The organism is Neorhizobium fuzhouense (genome assembly GCF_042611105.1).
Classification (GTDB): domain Bacteria; phylum Pseudomonadota; class Alphaproteobacteria; order Rhizobiales; family Rhizobiaceae; genus Neorhizobium; species Neorhizobium galegae_A.
Map to the genome: position 1 here is coordinate 49,080 of NZ_JBHFFP010000014.1, position 16,887 is coordinate 65,966.

A 16,887-nucleotide genomic window follows, 5' to 3' on the forward strand; every position below is an offset into this window, starting at 1 on the left:
GCAATCAGCCAGCGCGGCGATACTCGATCATGCGTGCCCGCGACAGGACGAGTTCGAGGCGATTGTCCGACAGGAGATGGAGGCAGACACGCTTCGTCCAGGGACCGTCCCGCAGCGTGAACAGGAAACGACCGCCTCCGAGCGCTGCAAGTGGCATGCGATGACGGACGGGACCGACACCCATCACCACGTCTGCGCCATCGATGTCGAAACACGCGCCTTCCTCTGATCGCCATTGACCATCAAGAGAGGCGGGTACGCCCGTATCGACGGCCGGGAGGAGGCGGCGGGCGGCGTGGCCGATCTCGCCGACAATGGCCTCGCCCTCCATCGCCAGCCGCAGAGGGGAGGAGGCGGAAAAGGTCGAAACGAAGCCGCCTTCATCCTCGTAAACGGTCTCATCGGCATCGAGCCAGGTCAGGGTAGAGCCCTTGACCTCCAGCCAGAAGGGTCCCGTCTCCGTGACATAGAGACCATCCGCCAGCAACGCCGAGGGGAGGGGCAGGGGAAGGTCGAGCAGCGCGGCCATCGTCTCCTGGGCGATCTTGTTGCCGTTGGTGTCTTCCCGGTTCGACACGATGATAAAGCCGCTCTTGCTGTCGCGATCGATGAGGAAATAGCTCTTGTAGCCGGGATGCGAGCCGCCATGGCCGGTGAATTCGCGACCTCCGAGCAGTGTGCGGCGAAGCCCAAGGCCATAGCCGCTCTCTCTGCCGTCCGACAGCGGACGCGGCGCCGCCAGGCGATCGAGCATTCCGGTGAACGGGGGCTTGTCGGAGAGCAGAAGGCGTAGCCAGTCGGCAAGGCTCTTTGCACTGCCCGTCATGCTGCCGGAGGCGGAGATATGCAGGCCGGCGGCGGAAAGCTGCCATTTCTCACCGTCATGCCAGTATCCCGGTACAAGACCTGCGACGGCATCATTCCACCCATCCGGCGCATCAAGCACGATTTCCTGTCCGCCTGCCGAGCGGATGAAGTCGCGAAAGAACAGCCCTTTCCGTTCAAGCGCCGCTTCGACGAGGCGGTAACCGGTGTTCGAGTAGGAGACCTCGGTACCGGCCGCGTAATTGAGGCGCGTCTGGCGGGCGAGGAACTCCAGCAAGGGGCCGGCCTTCGTCTCGGTGTAGACGGAAAGCCCCAGCAGCGACAGGCATTCGCGCGTATCGGGAAGCCCGCCGCTCATGTCGAGCGCGCGGCCCACGGTAACGCTCGCCAGGGGGGCCTGAAGCTCCGGAAGATGCGCGCCGAGCGTATCATTCAGGGAGATCACGTCCGGATGCGACAGCACCATGGTGCAGAAGGCATGTTTGGTGACGGAGGCGTAACGCACCACGCTGTCGGCGCTGAACGGCGCCATGGTCGAAAGACTTTCGACGCCGCCGGCCTCAGTGAAACGGATGCCGCTTTCATCAAAGCCGATGACGGCGCCGCCCGGCTGGTCAGTGCCCCAGCCGGCTGCGAATTTTCGTGCAACGGCTTGCGCCGCTTCCCAATGAGCCGTGATCGACATGCACTTCTCCAATAATCCTCGAAAACCGGACCTGGGTCCGCCAGAACCTTAAAAAGGTCAGGCCGGTTCTTCGAGTTCGACGCTCAGGCTTCTGAGTTCGCGTGTATGCGGATGCTCTACCTGTCCGAGACGCAGATCCTGTGCCGTCACCTGCTCGACCATGTGGCCATCGATCATGACGCCGACATGCGAGCAGAGATGCGCGATGACGCTGAGATTGTGGCTCACCATCACATAGGTCAGGTTCCGCTCAACCCTCAGATCTGCAAGAAGATTGAGGATTTCCGCCTGCACGGAAACGTCCAGCGCACTGGTCGGTTCGTCGAGCAGCAGCACCTGCGGATCGGCAATCAGGGCGCGGGCAATGGCCACGCGCTGGCGCTGGCCGCCGGAGAGCTGGTGCGGAAAGCGGAAACGCGCCGATTGCGGCAGGGCGACCGCGGACAGGACCTTGGCAATCCGGCTATCGATGTCCTTCATGCCATGGACGAGCGGCAGTTCCGACAGAATGCGGTCAATGGTCTGCCGCGGATGCAGCGAGCCGTACGGATCCTGGAACACCATCTGCACCTTGCGGAAAAACGCCGGCGGCCGTTTAAGCGGTGCCGCTTCTCCGGAAAATGCGATGCGTCCCGACCAGTCGGTGTTGAGACCGGCCATGGCGCGCAGCACAGTCGACTTGCCGGAGCCGCTTTCGCCGACGATGCCGAAGCTCGTGCCCTGGGCGACCTGAAAAGTGACGCCCTTGACGACTTGCCTGTCGCCGAAACTGATGCAGAGGTTTTCGATCTCAATGGTCATTTCAGCCACTCCGGGTCGCGGGTGAGCACCGGCAGACGGTCCTTCGGATGAAGGAGCGACGGCATGCAGTTCAACAGTCCCCGCGTATAGGGATGCTGCGCGGAAAGGAGTTCGGAGGCTTTCACCTCCTCCATCACGCGCCCGGCATACATCACGGCAACCCGGTCGCAGAAATGCGAAACCAGCGGCAGGTCGTGGCTGATCAGCAGCAGGCCCATCCCGCGTTCCGACACCAGTTCCTCGATCAGCCGCAGGATTTCTGCCTGAACGGTGGCGTCGAGGGCGCTGGTGGGCTCGTCCGCGATCAGCAGTTCCGGATCCGGTGCAAGCATCATCGCGATCATGACGCGCTGGCCCATGCCGCCCGATACCTGGTGCGGGTAGGAGGCCGCCACCTTTTTCGGATCGCGGATCTTCACCTGTTCCAGAAGCATCACAGCTGCTTCCGCCGCCTGTCGTTTGCTGCCGCCCTTGTGAGTGCGCCAGGCTTCCGCCACCTGGCTGCCGATGGTCTTGACCGGGTTGAGCGAATATTTCGGATCCTGCAGGATGAAGCCCGCCCGCTTGCCGCGGATCTGGCGCATCTCTCTTTCGCTGGCGGACATGATGTCGATGCCGTCGAAGGTCAGGGCGTCCGCAGAAATGCGCGTCTGCTTCGGCAAAAGCTTCATCAGGGCGCGAGCGGTCAGGCTTTTGCCCGAGCCACTTTCGCCGACGATGCCGAGCTTTTCCGTGCCGAGCGTCAAGGAGACGCCCTTGACGGCAGGCGTGAAGCCGGTGCGGCTCTCAAAGCCGATATGGAGGTTCTGGATGTCGACGAGCAACGGCTTAGTTCCCCTTCGGATCGAGGACGTCGCGCAGTGCGTCGCCGAGGAAGTTGAAGGCCAGTGACACGAGCAGGATCGCAATGGCCGGGATCATCGGCACCCACCACTGCTCGAACATGAAGCGCTTGGCGGTGGCAATCATCGCGCCCCATTCCGGCGAGGGCGGCTGCGCGCCCATGCCGAGAAAGCCGAGCGACGCCGCGGTGATGATGATCGAGCTCATGTCCAGCGTCACGCGGACGATCAGGCTCGGCGTGCAGAGCGGCGCGATATGGCGGAAGATGATCCGCCAGGAGGATGCACCGGTCAGCCGATAGGCGGCAATAAAGTCACTGCCGCGCACCGTCAGTGTTTCGGCACGCGCCATACGGGCATAAGGTGGCCATGCGGTGAGCGCGATGGCAAGGACGGCGCTTTCGATGCCGGGCTTCAATGCCGCGACGAAGGCGAGCGCCAGAACGAGGCGGGGAAAGGCCAGAAAGATATCGGTAAGGCGCATCAGGATCGTGTCGATGATGCCGCCGAAATAGCCGGCGATGCAGCCGATGGCGAGACCGAGCGGGGCGACGAGCACAACGACGGCGATGACCATGCCGAGCGTGACACGAGCGCCGTAGAGAATGCGGCTGTAGACATCGCGGCCGAGTTCATCCGTGCCCAGCCAATGCGCGGCGCCGGGTGTCGCAAGCCGGTTTGCCAGGTCCTGCGTGGCCGGATTGTGGGTCGAAAGCACCGGCGCAAAGATCGCCATCAGCACGAAGATCGCAATGATGGTGAGCCCGATCATGCCGAGCGGATTGCCCTTGAGGTTCAGCCAGGCGCGGTAGCGGTTGCCCCAGGTGGCCTGCCGGCGCGAGGAGGGCATTTCGCTCAGCGCCCAGGTACGGAAAGCGGACGCCATTATTGCACCCTCGGATCGAGCAGACGGTAGAGAATGTCTGCAAACAGGTTGAGCCCGACATAGATCAGGCCGACGAGAAGGGTCGAGCCGATGACGGGGTTCATGTCGGCGTTCATCAGCGATGTCGTCAGATACTGCCCGATGCCCGGCCACGAGAAGACCGTTTCCGTGACGACGGCACCTTCGAGCAGGCCGGCATAGGTGAGCGCCAGAACGGTGATGAGCTGGACGGCAACGGTCGGAAACGCATGGCTCCAGACGACCTTGAGGCCGGACAACCCCTTGGCGCGGGCGGTGATGACATATTCGCCCTTCAGCGCATCAATCATGAAGGCGCGCGTCATCCGGGCAATATAGGCCATGGAGAAATAGGCAAGAATGATGACCGGCTGGGCCATATGCGCCAAGGCATCCCAAAAGGCGTCGAGATCGCCCGCAAGCAGGGTATCGACGGACATCAGGCCGGTGACCGTCGGGATCATGCCGTCATAGATGATGTCCTGACGTCCAGGTCCCGGCGCGATGCCAAGGGCCGAATAGAAGATCAGAAGCGAGATCATCGACAGCATGAAGACCGGCACCGAATGACCTGCCAGGCACAGGACGCGGATTGCCTGATCGGTGAACGAGCCTTGCCGTACGGCCGCCCACACCCCGAGCGGAATGCCGACAAGCGTGGCCAGCAGCAGGGCTGCGGTGGCCAGCTCGAACGTCGCCGGAAAGAAGCGGGCGATATCGGTGGCGACTGCGTTCTTTGTCAGAACCGACATGCCGAAATCGCCGTGCAGAAGCTGGCTGAGATAATGCAGGAACTGCACCGGAAGGGGCTGGTCGAGCCCCATTTCGGCGCGGACACGCAGGATGACATCCTCCGGCGCATTGTCGCCGACGGCGGCAATGACCGGATCGACCGGCATGACCCGGCCGATGAGGAAGGTAAGAACCGTGAGGCCGAACAGCGTCAGGACGACGCTGCTCAGCATGGCGGAAAAGGACTTAAGACGGTTCTTCAAGCCTTTTTGGTCTCCAGATAGCTATTGCCTTCGGACAGAACGCCCAGACGGAAGCCTTCCACGCCGGTGCGGCAAGCCGCGGTCTTGGTGGTCTGGAACATGATGGCGAACGGGCTGTTCTCCATGAATTCCCGCTGCAGCTCTTCGTAAAGAGCGATGCGCTTGGCCGGATCCTTCTCGTCGCGCGCGGCTTCGGCCTTGGCGGTCAGCGCGTCATCCTTGAAGGAGGAGCGCCATGCGAAGGGCTTCTTCTTGGCGTTTTCCGAATTGTCCTTGTTGATGCAGAAGACTTCCGCATTCGAATTCGGGTCGAAGTAATCGGTCCCCCAGGCAGACAGCGCCATCTCATGCTGGCGGCCGCGCATCTTGGTGAGAACCTGGCGGTTTTCCGCCGATTGCAGCTTCACCCGGATGCCGATCTCGCCGAGATTGGCCTGGATGGCCTGCGCAAGGTCGGGATAGGGCTGGGCGGCATAATGATCGAGCGCAATGTCGAACCCGTCTGCGAGGCCGGCTTCGGCCATCAGGGCCTTGGCCTTTTCTACATCCCGCTTGTAGGGGATATCCTTCACCGTGCCGGGGAAGCCCAGAGGCTCCATGCTCTGGTGAACGACGTGGCTCAGCGGCACGATATTCTTCTGCATGCCTTCGTAATCGAGCGCCCACTTCACGGCCTTCCAGACCTGCGGCTTGGCGAGGTTCGGATGCGACTGATTGAGGGAGATCAGCACAAGCGACGCAATCTGCTTTTGAACGAGCGTGATGTCCTTGTCGTTCTGGGCCGCCTTCAACTGTTCGGTCGTCAGGTCGCGCGCGATATCGACATCACCCTTCTGCAGCATCAGAAGCTGGGAGGACGGATCAACCACGTGGCGGACGATGACGCGCTTCAGGTTGCCCTTGTAGGGACCATGCGGGTTGAGCTGCAGAGAAATGCTTTCGGACGCCTTCCACGCCTGCAGCATGAACGGACCGGAACCGGCGCTGTTCTTTTGCAGCCAGGCATTGCCGAGGTCGCCGTTGACCTCGTTCGCCAGCACCACCTTCTTTTCGACGATCGCGCCGATGTTGGCCGACAGGCAGAACAGCAGGAAGGAGATGGAGGTCGGATTTTCCGTGGTCAGCGTGACGGTCTTGGCATCCTTGGCAACGATCAGAGATTCGACATTCTCTGCCGTGAAGCCGAACTGGTTGATGATGAACGCCGGGCTCTTGTTCATCTTGATGGCGCGCTGCAGCGAGAAGGCAACATCTTCCGCCGTGACCTCCGCGCCGGAGGAGAACTTCTGGTCGGAGAGCTTGAAGGTGAATACCTTGCTGTCGGCATCCGCTTCCCAGGAGGCCGCGACGACGGGCACGACCTGATCGGGATTGTCGTTACTGGCGCGCACCAGCTTCTGGTACATGTTGCTGATCATCTCGCCGCCGACGGCCTCAAAGCCCTCATGCGGATCAAGGCTCGTCATGTTGTCGAGCTGCTGGGCAACGACCAGGATATCCTTGGGCGTGGCCGCGAATGCCGTGTCCGCCAGTTCGATATAGGACAGGAAGGGCAGGGCAGCACTGCCGATCAGAAAATTGCGTCTGGATACCATTATGAAATTCCCCTTGAACGACCAGATGTTCGCAATCCCGGACTTCCCCGGACTTTGCTGAAAAATGATGCAAGCCTCATATCAGGCGTCTTTTCGAGCGACCAATTCCATTTTTCGAACGGGTTATGCGCGGTTTGCATTTGCGGCGGGTGCACCGGCTGCCTACTAACATCCGCACACACCATGCGCGCAGAGGCTGTTTGACGTTATGCTCACCCCTCCAATTCCCGTTTTCGATGGCCACAACGATGTACTTCTTCGTTTGAGACGCAGCGGTGGAGAGGATCCGGCGGGACGTTTTCTGGACGGCGAGGAGGCAGGCCACATCGACCTGCCACGGGCAAGGACGGGTGGTCTTGCCGGTGGGCTTTGCGCGATCTACGTGCCCTCGCCGGGCACGGCCAAGGATGCGAATGGTGACTTCCCGACGCCGGATCAGGCCGATGCGCTCAATGAAACGCTCGCCATGGCGCGCCTGCTCTTTGATATCGAAGCCCGCTCGCAGGGTGCCGTTACCGTATGCCGCAGCGCCGCCGACATCCGCCGATCGATGGAGATCGGCAGTTTTGCGGCTGTCTTCCATATCGAGGGGGCCGAAGCGATCGCGGCGGATCTCGACGCCCTCTACGTTCTCCACCAGGCAGGCCTTCGCACGCTCGGCCCGGTCTGGAGCCGCCCGAACGTGTTCGCCTATGGCGTTCCCTTCCGGTATCCATCCTCGCCGGATATCGGCCCCGGCCTGACGGAGGCCGGCCGAGACCTTATCCGCGCCTGCAATGAACTGAAGATCATGATCGATCTGTCGCACATGAACGAAGCGGGTTTCTGGGAGATAGCCAGGATCTCCGACGCGCCGCTCGTTGCGTCCCATTCGAATGTCCATGCGCTCTGCCAGCACAGCCGCAACCTGACCGACCGCCAGCTCGATGCCATCAGGGACACGGGCGGCCTGGTCGGCATCAATTTCGGTGTTCTCTTCCTGCGCGATGACGGCATCAAGGACGCCAATACCAGTCTCGACCTGCTTGTGCGGCACGCCGCCTATGTGGCCGACCGCATCGGGATCGACCACGTGGCGCTCGGCTCCGATTTCGACGGCACGACCATCCCGGCGGACATGAAGGACGTGACCGGCCTGCCGCGTCTCCTCGACGCCCTCCGTCGCCACGGGTTTGGTGATCAGGAGCTGAAAAAGATCGCCCACGAGAACTGGATCTCCGTCCTCGAGCGCAGCTGGGGTGAGTGATTGCCATCATGTGTCGGAGGGCGACTGTCACCTTCTGGTTAGGACACATAGGTTCGGCCCCTAATCACCCGGAAACATTGCCACCGCCCGGCACCAGCCGGCCGAGCCGCCCTTGATTTTCACCGGCAGGCAGGAGACGGTGAAGCCGCGGGCAGGGAGTTCTTCGAGTCTCGCCAGTTTCTCCATGTGCAGGAAGATGCCGTCGCGGCCGGCCTTGTGGCCTTCCCAGATCAAGCCCGCATTGCCGGTCGCGGCGAAGCGTTCGGCGGTGACCCTGAATGGCGCATCCCAGGACCAGGCGTCGGTGCCGGTGATGTGCACGCCCTGTGAGAGCAGCCAGAGCGTTGCGTCCCGGCCGATGCCGCAGCCGCGGCCGATATAGTCGGGTCGGCCATAGGCCGCGCCGGCCAAGGTATTGACGAGCACCATGTCGAAAGGTTCAAGCAGTGCGCCGGTTGCCTCGACGGCGCTTCGGATCTCGTCTGCGGTGGCGACATGGCCATCCGGCAGATGGCGCAGGTCCAGCTTCACGCCGGGCCGGATGCACCAGTCCAGCGGTACCTCGTCGATCGTCCAGGCACGCTCGCCACCATTCATGGTCGAGGCGAAGTGCCAGGGTGCGTCGAGATGGGTCCCGGCATGGGCAGTCAGCGTCATTTGCTCCACCGCCCAGCCTTCCGCGCCCGGCAGATCGGCCTGGTTGAGGCCGGGGAAGAAACGCATCACCTCTTCGGCGCCGGCCTGATGATCGGAATACACGATTTTCGGCCCGAGCCCCGGCGGGTCGGCGGGCGTGTCGTTGTCGATAGCGACGGACAGATCGATGATCTTCATGGTCATGCTCCGGATAGGGCCGCGCGGGCCAATGTTTCTAGGTCGCCGTCGCCGGCAAAACCAAGGCTGTGCGCCAGCGACACGTCGATCTGTGGCATCGAGCCGAAAATGCGGGTCAGCCGCGCGTCCTCGCCCCAGCGGATCGAGCTTTTTGGTCCTGTCACGGTCTCGATGGCCTCTGCCATCTCCGCCATGGTGGCTGAGAGCGCCGGGGCCAAAAGCATTGTGGGCGCATCCGCAGGCAGAAAGGCGGCGTGCAGAAGCGCATCGATCGCTGCGGACCGCGACATCCACCAGCACCGCGCCGAAGCCGGAACCGGACTTGCAAACTCTTCGCCCGCGCGGATCTTGTGAAACATCTGGCTCATGAAGGCCGAGCCATGCCCGCTTTCGGTTGGTGGGCGCGCCACGAGGGCCGGAAAGCGCAGGCTCACCGCCGACAGGTCCCGGCGGCGGGCAAGATCGCTCAAGAAGATCTCCGTCATCAGCTTGTGGGCGCCATAGGAAAGGCCCGGTGCGGCTGGCGTCGATTCGGACACGATCTCTGCGGCGATCTCGCCATACACGGCGATCGAGGAGGCAAAGACGAAGCGTGCGCCAGGGCGGCGCGCGGCTGTGCGCCATGCAAGCTCGAGCGGCGTCGCGAGGTTGATCCTGCGGCCGCGCTCAGGTTCGCCCTCGGCCTGGCCGCCGGGCAGGCTGGCAAGGTGAAAGACAAGATCGAAGCCGGGCTCGAACAACTCGTCGAGAAAAACCGTGTCGGTCAAGTCGCCGGGCTTTACCTCAGCACCGGCGATCTCTTTGCCAGAGAAGCTGGACTGGCGGTCGGTCAGCGTCAGGCTGCTCAAGGACGGCATGCCGCGCGCCAGACGCTCTGCGAGCCCTGAGCCCAGAAAGCCGCCGGCACCGGTCAAGAGAACGCGCATCAGGCCCTCACCACCCGCTGATCGAGGACGCCGAACGGGGCGGAGCCATCGGGAAGCCGCGCCTCCATGCGCACCTGGTCGTTCCAGGTGAGGAAGGGCGTGACGGAGCTGCCCTGATCGAGAAGTTCGATCACGCGGATTTCCGAAATGCAGGAGGAGCCTGCGGCGCGATCGGCGTTCGATACCGTCCCCGAACCAATAATGGAGCCGGCTGACAGCCGTCTTGTACGCGCGCTATGGGCAATGATGTCGCCGAAGGAAAAATGCATTTCCGCGCCGTTTGCGCGCCCGACCTCGCGGCCATTGATTGCCGCATGCAACGGCAGTTTCACGCGTGCGTCGTCCCAGAAGGGGGCAATTTCATCCGGCGTGATGGCAAGCGGAGCAAAGGAAGTGGAAGGCTTGGCCTGCAGCCAACCGAAGCCCGCCCTCATTTCCCGCGGCCCGAGCTTGCGCAGCGACCAGTCGTTGATCTGCACCAGAAGCCGGATATGCGAGACTGCCTGTTCCGAGCTGATCCCCATGGGAACGTCAGAGACGACGACGCCGAACTCGCCCTCCATATCGATCGACAGGCTGTCGTCCAGAAATTCGACGTCATCCACGGGGCCGCGCAGGTCGTCGCTTGCGCCTTGATAGACAAGCGGGATCGTCTCGAAATCGGGATTGGACGGATTGTTGAACGCCTTGTCCATCAGACGGCCATGGTTGAGAAAGGCCGAAGCGTCGAGCCATTGCGGTGCGCGGGGCAGGGGGGCCATGCAGCGTTCTGCTTCAAAGCGGGTGGCGAAGGCTTCCTCGCGCGCGTTCAGGCGTTCGTAGAGAGCCTGCAGTCGCGGAAACGCTGCATCCCATGTCTCGATCGCCTCCAGCATTGTCGAGGCGATGCCGACCGCAGGGGCGGCCACGGCAAGATCTCTGGAGACCATCCATAGCTGGCCATCGCGGCTGCCGTCTTTATAGGTCGCAAGCTTCATTTTTCTCTCCCAACGATCAAACTGCCATCAGCGGCCGGATAAGGCCTTTGCGATCTCACGCTCATAAATTCCGTCGATGAGCACGAACAGCATCCGGCACATCTGGCCGGAGCGATTGGCCCAGGCATGATTGGTACCGCGCTGGATGACGACGGAACCCGGCTTCAGCACCGTCTCGCCCTTGTCGAGCACCAGGGTCATTTCGCCTGCGATGACCACGCCGTAGTCGATGGACTGGGTCCGATGCATCAGCGGATGCGGAGATTCCTCGGTGCCCGTCGAGGCGGCTTCGTCGCCGATCTCACAGAAGGCCGCGCCCATCTTTGCCGCGCCATGCGCCAGGAATTCTTCCGTGTCCGGCGGAATGTCGACAAAGCGGAAACGGGTTCCGTGGGGCGGCGGCGGCAGCACGAGCGGCCCGAGCGTGGGGTCGTCGCCATTACCGACGATGACGGGCGCACCGGTGGTCGCCCAGACTTCGTGAAACACCGTGCCCGGTATGGCGTCCAGCTCGACCACAGTCGGCAACGGCCCGGCACCCGCGATGACCGACCGACCGGTCTCGTCATGGCCGGTGATCACCCGGGTAATGGGGGGAAAAGGTGTCATGCGGACCTCGCTTTGGTGAAGAAGGCAATGGAAACCAGCGCCACGACCACTGCCGCTGCCCCGAGCGCGCCGAAACCGAGATTCTGCCCCAGCGCGCCGCCGGCGATCGGGCCAAGTGCTGCGCCGATCATCAGCATCGCCGGTGTGGCCGCCACGGCCCGTCCGGTCGGATCAAGGCGTGCGAGCAGACCGAAGGCGAAGGTGTGGGTGAAGATCTGGATGGCGACGAAAGACGCCGCCACCGGCGCCCAAAGGGTAAAAGCGGTGGCGCTCGTGACGATGACGGCAAACACAGCCTGAACGGCAGGACCGATCTGCACCACACGCTCCGCAGCAAGCCTTTTCTGCAGGATTGTGGCGAGGGGCGAAGGGAAAACAAAATTGACGACGCCAAGCGCAATCAGCACGCCCAGCACCCCTTCGGCGGGAAAGCCGCGCAGTTTGCCGATCACTTCCACGAAGGAAAAGACCATCGACTGGTTGAACGTCATGACACTGATGCCGAAGACCGTGAACCAGACAGCGCGGCCAAGCGGCGGCGATGCGTGCGCTTCGCCGGGCTCAGGATTGACGAACAGGGTAGCGCAGAACAGGCAGGCGGTGGCCATGACAGCACCGAATGTGCGAAAGAGTGCGGCGCCACCAAAGGCGATCATCAATTGCGGCAAGGCACCGAGGAGGACGATGCCCAGAAGACCGATCGCAATCCCCGCCAGCGCAAAGAGGCGATGGGGATTGGCCGATTTCCCGATCGCGCCGTGCACCATCGAGAGCGCTACGCCAATCGACAAACCGGCCACGAGATGAAGCCCCGCCAGCTCCGTGAAGCCTGTCTGCGTCGAAGCGGCCAAAAAGGCGAGTGCTGCGACCCCATAGCCGACGGTTGCAGCCAGTTTCTGATTGATCCGGTTGATCCGCGGCGCCACACACAGGCTGGCCGCCACCGCGCCGAGAAGGAACAGGGTCACAACAGCGCCTGCCTGTTGCGGGCTGAAACCCGATCTTTCCACGAGTGCGCCGACCCAGACCGGCAATGCGATAAGATCGAGCATGCCGGCGCAATGCGCCGCCACCAGCGCGGCCGTGCCGCCCGCGCCATATTTCTGTCCTGCCATTTTCACTCCTCCCGATCCGCCGCCGCTCATCGCGGACGCGGTCCCTCTCCCTTGGTATGCGTCCGCGTGGTCAGATCGTCTCCGCGAGTGTTTTCATGGATTGGCGCATGATGGCGGCGTGCTCGTCGCGGCTGCCGCCATGGATCTCGATATCCGCCAGGCGTCCCGAATTCTCGACGACCATGCGACACCGCTCCCAGCGCCGTGCCTCGAAGGCGGCAAGCGCCTCTTCCACCGTCGATGCGCCTGCAACTTCCTCGGCCAGCACCATGGCGTCCTCGATTCCGATACAGGCGCCTGCGGCAAGATGCGGCGTCGTCGCATGCACGGCGTCACCGATCAGCGCCACGCGTCCGTCACGCCAGGGGCGCGGCATCAGCATCTGTTCGAGCGGCCGGTAGATGACGTGGTGCTCTTCGGACAGCTGATCGGCAACGGCCTGGATGATGGGCGAAGGAAACTTTCGCAAAAGCGCCCTTAGCGTCTCCACGAAGCGTTCAGGAGCCACGAAGTCATTGACTTCCTTGTCTTCGGTCAAAAACAGATAGGCCAAATCAGGCGAGACGCCGTTCATGCCGACTTTCAGATTGGGTCCCATCCACATTGTAACCGTTTTGATCTCTGCAGGCCTTGGCAGCACAGCCCGCCAGACCGATTGTCCAATGAACCGGGGCTTCGGCGCGTTCGGAAACAGTTTGGCGCGAACGCTGGAATAAAGACCATCCGCGCCCACGGCCAGATCGTAACGCTGCGGCTCGCCATCGCCGAATGAGACCCAGACGCCGTCCTTGCGGTTTTCGATGGTCGAAAAGGTTGTCCCCAGATGGACATTGACGCCCGCCGCGCGGACCGCCTCCTGCAGGATCCTGGCGAGCGCCGGCCGCATGATGCCGCCGCCGCCGGCGATCTCGGGACCGGCCACGCGCGGCGTCGGCAGCGTCACGAGAATGCGGTCGTCGGGACCACGCATCTCCACGCCATCAGAGGCGAAACCTTCTTCCATGAAGCGGTCGATGAGGCCGAGTTCGTTCAGGACCCGAAGCGTCGAACCATGCAGGCTGATGCCGGCCCCGTAAGATCGCCAACCCGGATCGACTTCGAGAAGATCAACCTCGATTCCTTGGCGCGCCAGTCGCGCCGCCGCCGTCATACCGGCAAATCCGCCGCCGATGATCAAGGCTTTCCTGATGCCTGCATTCATAGTTCTTCCTCCTCCGCGGCCAGAGCAGCGAAAACCTCGCCCTGCTCGCTGACCTTCAACTCCACACGTGCCAGTCCCTGACCCAGGCAGGGGACCCAAGACGCATTCTCCCGATTCCATATCAAACAGCGCCCCATGCGAATGGCAGGCGATGTGTGTGCCGTCGCCATTCAGATAGGCGTTGGACCGCCAGGCCATCGGCGTGCCCTGCGGATAGTGCGGGCAGGCATCCAGCCAGGCATGAAGCTGTCCCGCCTTGCGCAGAACGATGATTTTCCGGCGATATCCTCCCACCGGACCAAAGCCCTTCGCTTCGCCCTCGCCGATATCGCCGGCCTGGCAGAGACGCACAAGATGCGCAGCCGCGGCCGACATCGTCTTAGCCTTTCACACCGGGAGGCGGGCCGCCGGGCGCCCATTTTTCGCGCATTTCAAACAGCACGATCTGCGAGTTTTCAGCGTTCATGGGCGCCTCGCGCGCCACCCAGCTGTTGTCATGCTTGTCCATGTCGGCGTCATACTCAAAATGACAGCCGAGCGGGCTGTTGAAATACCAGAACCAGTTCGAGCCGAACTTGTGGCGACCCGGACCCCAGAAGCTCTGATAGCCCTTCTTGACGAAGCGCGTGCCCGCAGCCATCAGTTCGGTCGGCCCGCCCATATGGAAGGCGAGGTGCTCGCAGCCCTTCATGTATTCGGGCGTGCGGATGAAGAACAGCGTGTGATGATCGTCATTGGCTTTCGGCCTGAGGAACGGTCCCGCACCTTTCAGCACATCGGTGATCACGAAGCCCAGGCGGTTGCAACAGAACTCCGCGGCGACTTCGATATCGGGCACGAACAAAACGACATGGCTGAGCGTGCGCGGCGCAGCCGGCATTTCCTCCCACACGCCGATCTCGTCTGGTTTGCGCTGGGCCGGCGCGCCTGGTGCATTGATTTTCTCGGCCGGCATGCTGAGCTCGCGGCGGATCGTGACCTGGAACTTGAGCTCGAAGCCATGGGCGTCGCGGGTCTCGATGGAGCCGTCGGCGAGACGCGTCACACGCCGATCCCGGGAGAGCTCCGCCTCAATGGCATCCAGATCTTCCGCGGAGCGGACACCGTAAACCTGCTGGCGCAGAAGATTGGCGGTCGGGAGCGGCGCCGGCAGAGACGGATCGGCCTTGTGGCGAATGATGATGCCGGTGCCGTCGAGTGCGGCAAACAGGCCGCCCGTGTGATCGACATCAACGGGTTGCAAGCCGAAATCACGCAGATAATCGGCGGCGGCGGCGACATCGTCCACGCCGAAAACCAGATAGTCCGGTCCGATGATGTTCATGGTAATCCTCCCTTCGACCGGCGCCTCAGCGGCCGGCAAACAGTCTGTATTCGCGGGCGATGAGATAGGCGGCAGAGCGCTTGGCTTGCGGCGCCCCGGCTTCCGGCGCTTCGGCGTCGAGCGCTTGGCGACAGTGATTAAGAAGAAGGCGCGCCGCGTCTTCGCCGTCAGTCCAGAATTCGTCCACGGCGGCAATCGGCCCTGGGGTGATCGCCGTGTTGCGACAATAGCCGGCATAGCGGGCGCCTACTGCAGTGAGCCTGTCGACGAGGTCTATCGCATCCGCTCCACGCGGCCGGACGACGAACAGCTTGATCTCGGCTGTCTCCGGTACAGGCGCGCCGACGGGTTCTTCGGCAAATGGCTGCCCGATGACATGGGCCACATCGACAAAGCGCGACTCGTCGGGGCGAAGGTGCTCGTTGTAGAACGGCGTTTCCCGCGAGGCCTTCAGCGATTGAAGATCCTCAAACCAGATCTGGGTCACGAAATCGAGGCAGAGGCGCAGGGAAAACGGTGCTGCCTCGTCGTCCGGGAAGACGCCGTCCAATCCGTGATTTTGCGTGTATCTGCGCGGCCCGCTCTGCGGATCCGCTGCAATGTAATCGAGGACCAGCCGGCCATGCACGTCCTTCATGTGGCGGCGGTTTTCGGCGATGGTCTGGCCCGCAGCGCGACGTCCGAACATCATCGTCTTGACGGTCATGCCGCATCTCCCTGAGCAGTGCGCCCGCCGAGAACTTCCGCCACCCAGTCGGCAATGTAAGCGCCAGCATTGGCCGAGTTGTCGAAGCTCGAATGCTGGACGCCGCCGGTGCGGGCATCGAAGATCTTCAATTCGCGCCCGGGACTGTTGACCAGCTGGTCATAGGTCGCCTCAGCCCAGTGCAGCGGGACCTGGCTGTCCTTCTCGCCATGGGTGACGAGGAAGGGGACGCGGATCCGGTCGAGCACGCCGTCGAGATGGACATTTTCGGCAATTGCCATGAACTCGCCTAAGTCCTTGGCGCCCCACACCCACTGGACATGCGCCCAGTAATGCGGCACCGGAAAATTGCCTTCGCGGGCGAGGCGCTTCTTCTGCACGTCGCGCCAGTCGTGATTGGCGCCCCAGACAACGCCGCAGGCAAAGCGCGGCTCGAACGCGACCGCGCGGGGGCAGTAATAACCGCCCAGCGAAACGCCTTCCATGCCGATCCGCCTGGGATCGACCTCGGGCAGGGTCTCAAGCCAGTCCACCACGCGGCTTGCCCAATGTTCGCTATCGAAGCGGGCCGTCAGGCCCTGCAGGCGCAACGCCTCACCGGTTCCCGGCTGATCGACGACCAGCGAGGCCACGCCGCGCTTTGCCAACAACTGGGGCAGCCCGACGAGGAATTTCATTTCCTTGGTGCTGTCGAGGCCGTTGACCTGAACCAGCAAAGGCTGCGGTCCGCTCACGCCCTCAGCCGACACATAAAGGGCCGACAGATACGTTCCCTCATAGGGGATCTCGACGCGACGACAGAAGGAGCCCGACAGGCGCAGCCCCTTTTTGAACGTGTCCAGGAAGCGACGATAAAGCGCCACGCGTCCTTCAGAACCATGTGCCTGCAACCGCTCGGCCGTCAGCAGATAATTTGCCGCGCGAATGAGCTTGTCGCCGGCAGACAGCGTGCGGCCTCTCGCCTCATCCTCGTCTGCAAGCGAGATCAGCTTATCGCCAATGGTCACCCAGGTCTGGCGAAAGGCCATGACTCCCGCCGCATCCGGAGCCTTGGCGGCCTCCTGCAGGGGGGGCGCACATCTCCTCGATCTCCCCGATCCGCGCGCCCATCTCGATCGACAGATCGACGGACAGATTCCAGACATAATTGGTGGGGAAATATTTGAACATGACGCCTCCTCTACGCTCTGGCGCCGACCGCTTCGGCGCGACAGGCGGCAACCTGAGGCGGCGCGCGTGTGCGGCCGACCCATGGCTCCTCCCTGGCCAAGGCTTAACGAAAATCAAAACGTTTATGAAATT

Annotated in this window: 15 protein-coding genes and 2 pseudogenes; 1 reads left to right on the plus strand and 16 read right to left on the minus strand. The window is 62.8% G+C overall.

What is annotated here, in order from left to right; all coding sequences use genetic code 11:
- Positions 1 to 4: 4 nt before the first annotated feature.
- From ACEXP3_RS21340 to ACEXP3_RS21365, 6 genes are read right to left on the minus strand one after another with little or no spacing between them, the layout of a single operon-like run.
- On the minus strand, positions 5 to 1,510 hold the full coding sequence (locus ACEXP3_RS21340) for a serine hydrolase domain-containing protein (RefSeq protein WP_377299170.1): 1,506 nt from the start codon (positions 1,508 to 1,510) through the stop codon (positions 5 to 7).
- Between the two features lie 57 nt (positions 1,511 to 1,567).
- Positions 1,568 to 2,311, minus strand: coding sequence for an ABC transporter ATP-binding protein (locus tag ACEXP3_RS21345; RefSeq protein WP_377299172.1), 744 nt, complete (start codon positions 2,309 to 2,311; stop codon positions 1,568 to 1,570).
- Positions 2,308 to 3,135, minus strand: coding sequence for an ABC transporter ATP-binding protein (locus ACEXP3_RS21350; RefSeq protein ID WP_210106317.1), 828 nt, complete (start codon positions 3,133 to 3,135; stop codon positions 2,308 to 2,310). Before ACEXP3_RS21350 ends, ACEXP3_RS21345 begins: the two co-directional genes overlap by 4 nt.
- 4 nt (positions 3,136 to 3,139) lie before the next feature.
- Positions 3,140 to 4,042 carry an ABC transporter permease gene (locus ACEXP3_RS21355; protein WP_210106348.1) on the minus strand — a complete coding sequence of 301 codons (903 nt, stop codon included), beginning with the start codon at positions 4,040 to 4,042 and terminating at the stop codon, positions 3,140 to 3,142.
- On the minus strand, positions 4,039 to 5,052 hold the full coding sequence (locus tag ACEXP3_RS21360) for an ABC transporter permease (protein WP_377299175.1): 1,014 nt from the start codon (positions 5,050 to 5,052) through the stop codon (positions 4,039 to 4,041). The genes ACEXP3_RS21355 and ACEXP3_RS21360 overlap by 4 nt, the downstream gene beginning before the upstream one ends.
- Complete coding sequence (locus ACEXP3_RS21365; RefSeq protein WP_377299177.1) at positions 5,049 to 6,647, minus strand: ABC transporter substrate-binding protein; 1,599 nt, start codon at positions 6,645 to 6,647, stop codon at positions 5,049 to 5,051. The genes ACEXP3_RS21360 and ACEXP3_RS21365 overlap by 4 nt, the downstream gene beginning before the upstream one ends.
- A 208-nt stretch (positions 6,648 to 6,855) precedes the next feature.
- On the opposite strand from ACEXP3_RS21365, the gene ACEXP3_RS21370 reads away from it, so the two are divergent.
- The gene (locus ACEXP3_RS21370) at positions 6,856 to 7,893 is read left to right on the plus strand and encodes a dipeptidase (protein ID WP_377299179.1); all 1,038 of its coding nucleotides are present in this window, start codon (positions 6,856 to 6,858) and stop codon (positions 7,891 to 7,893) included.
- A gap of 60 nt (positions 7,894 to 7,953) precedes the next feature.
- Here the strand turns inward: ACEXP3_RS21370 and ACEXP3_RS21375 are convergent, their stop codons facing one another.
- The 10 genes and pseudogenes from ACEXP3_RS21375 to ACEXP3_RS21420 all read right to left on the minus strand — a co-directional run bounded on the left by ACEXP3_RS21375 (position 7,954) and on the right by ACEXP3_RS21420 (position 16,755).
- Positions 7,954 to 8,733 (minus strand): cyclase family protein, encoded by a 780-nt coding sequence (locus ACEXP3_RS21375; protein WP_377299181.1) that lies wholly within the window; start codon positions 8,731 to 8,733, stop codon positions 7,954 to 7,956.
- Entirely contained in the window at positions 8,730 to 9,653 is a 924-nt protein-coding gene (locus tag ACEXP3_RS21380) for an NAD-dependent epimerase/dehydratase family protein (RefSeq protein ID WP_377299183.1), read from the minus strand. The genes ACEXP3_RS21375 and ACEXP3_RS21380 overlap by 4 nt, the downstream gene beginning before the upstream one ends.
- On the minus strand, positions 9,653 to 10,630 hold the full coding sequence (locus tag ACEXP3_RS21385) for a fumarylacetoacetate hydrolase family protein (RefSeq protein ID WP_377299185.1): 978 nt from the start codon (positions 10,628 to 10,630) through the stop codon (positions 9,653 to 9,655). Before ACEXP3_RS21385 ends, ACEXP3_RS21380 begins: the two co-directional genes overlap by 1 nt.
- A gap of 27 nt (positions 10,631 to 10,657) precedes the next feature.
- Positions 10,658 to 11,239: a cupin domain-containing protein gene (locus ACEXP3_RS21390; protein WP_377299187.1), complete on the minus strand. Its 582-nt coding sequence runs from the start codon at positions 11,237 to 11,239 to the stop codon at positions 10,658 to 10,660.
- On the minus strand, positions 11,236 to 12,354 hold the full coding sequence (locus ACEXP3_RS21395) for an MFS transporter (protein ID WP_377299189.1): 1,119 nt from the start codon (positions 12,352 to 12,354) through the stop codon (positions 11,236 to 11,238). The genes ACEXP3_RS21390 and ACEXP3_RS21395 overlap by 4 nt, the downstream gene beginning before the upstream one ends.
- 70 nt (positions 12,355 to 12,424) lie before the next feature.
- Positions 12,425 to 13,555 carry an FAD-dependent oxidoreductase gene (locus ACEXP3_RS21400; RefSeq protein ID WP_377299312.1) on the minus strand — a complete coding sequence of 377 codons (1,131 nt, stop codon included), beginning with the start codon at positions 13,553 to 13,555 and terminating at the stop codon, positions 12,425 to 12,427.
- Between the two features lie 144 nt (positions 13,556 to 13,699).
- Positions 13,700 to 13,930 (minus strand): annotated as a pseudogene (locus ACEXP3_RS21405) (Rieske (2Fe-2S) protein); the annotation flags it as partial.
- Positions 13,931 to 13,934: 4 nt separating this feature from the next.
- Positions 13,935 to 14,879 (minus strand): VOC family protein, encoded by a 945-nt coding sequence (locus ACEXP3_RS21410; RefSeq protein ID WP_377299191.1) that lies wholly within the window; start codon positions 14,877 to 14,879, stop codon positions 13,935 to 13,937.
- 25 nt (positions 14,880 to 14,904) lie between these two features.
- Positions 14,905 to 15,585 carry an EthD domain-containing protein gene (locus ACEXP3_RS21415; RefSeq protein WP_377299193.1) on the minus strand — a complete coding sequence of 227 codons (681 nt, stop codon included), beginning with the start codon at positions 15,583 to 15,585 and terminating at the stop codon, positions 14,905 to 14,907.
- A pseudogene (locus ACEXP3_RS21420) lies at positions 15,582 to 16,755 on the minus strand (alpha/beta hydrolase family protein). The gene ACEXP3_RS21415 and the pseudogene ACEXP3_RS21420 overlap by 4 nt, the downstream one beginning before the upstream one ends.
- Between the last annotated feature and the right edge of the window lie 132 nt (positions 16,756 to 16,887).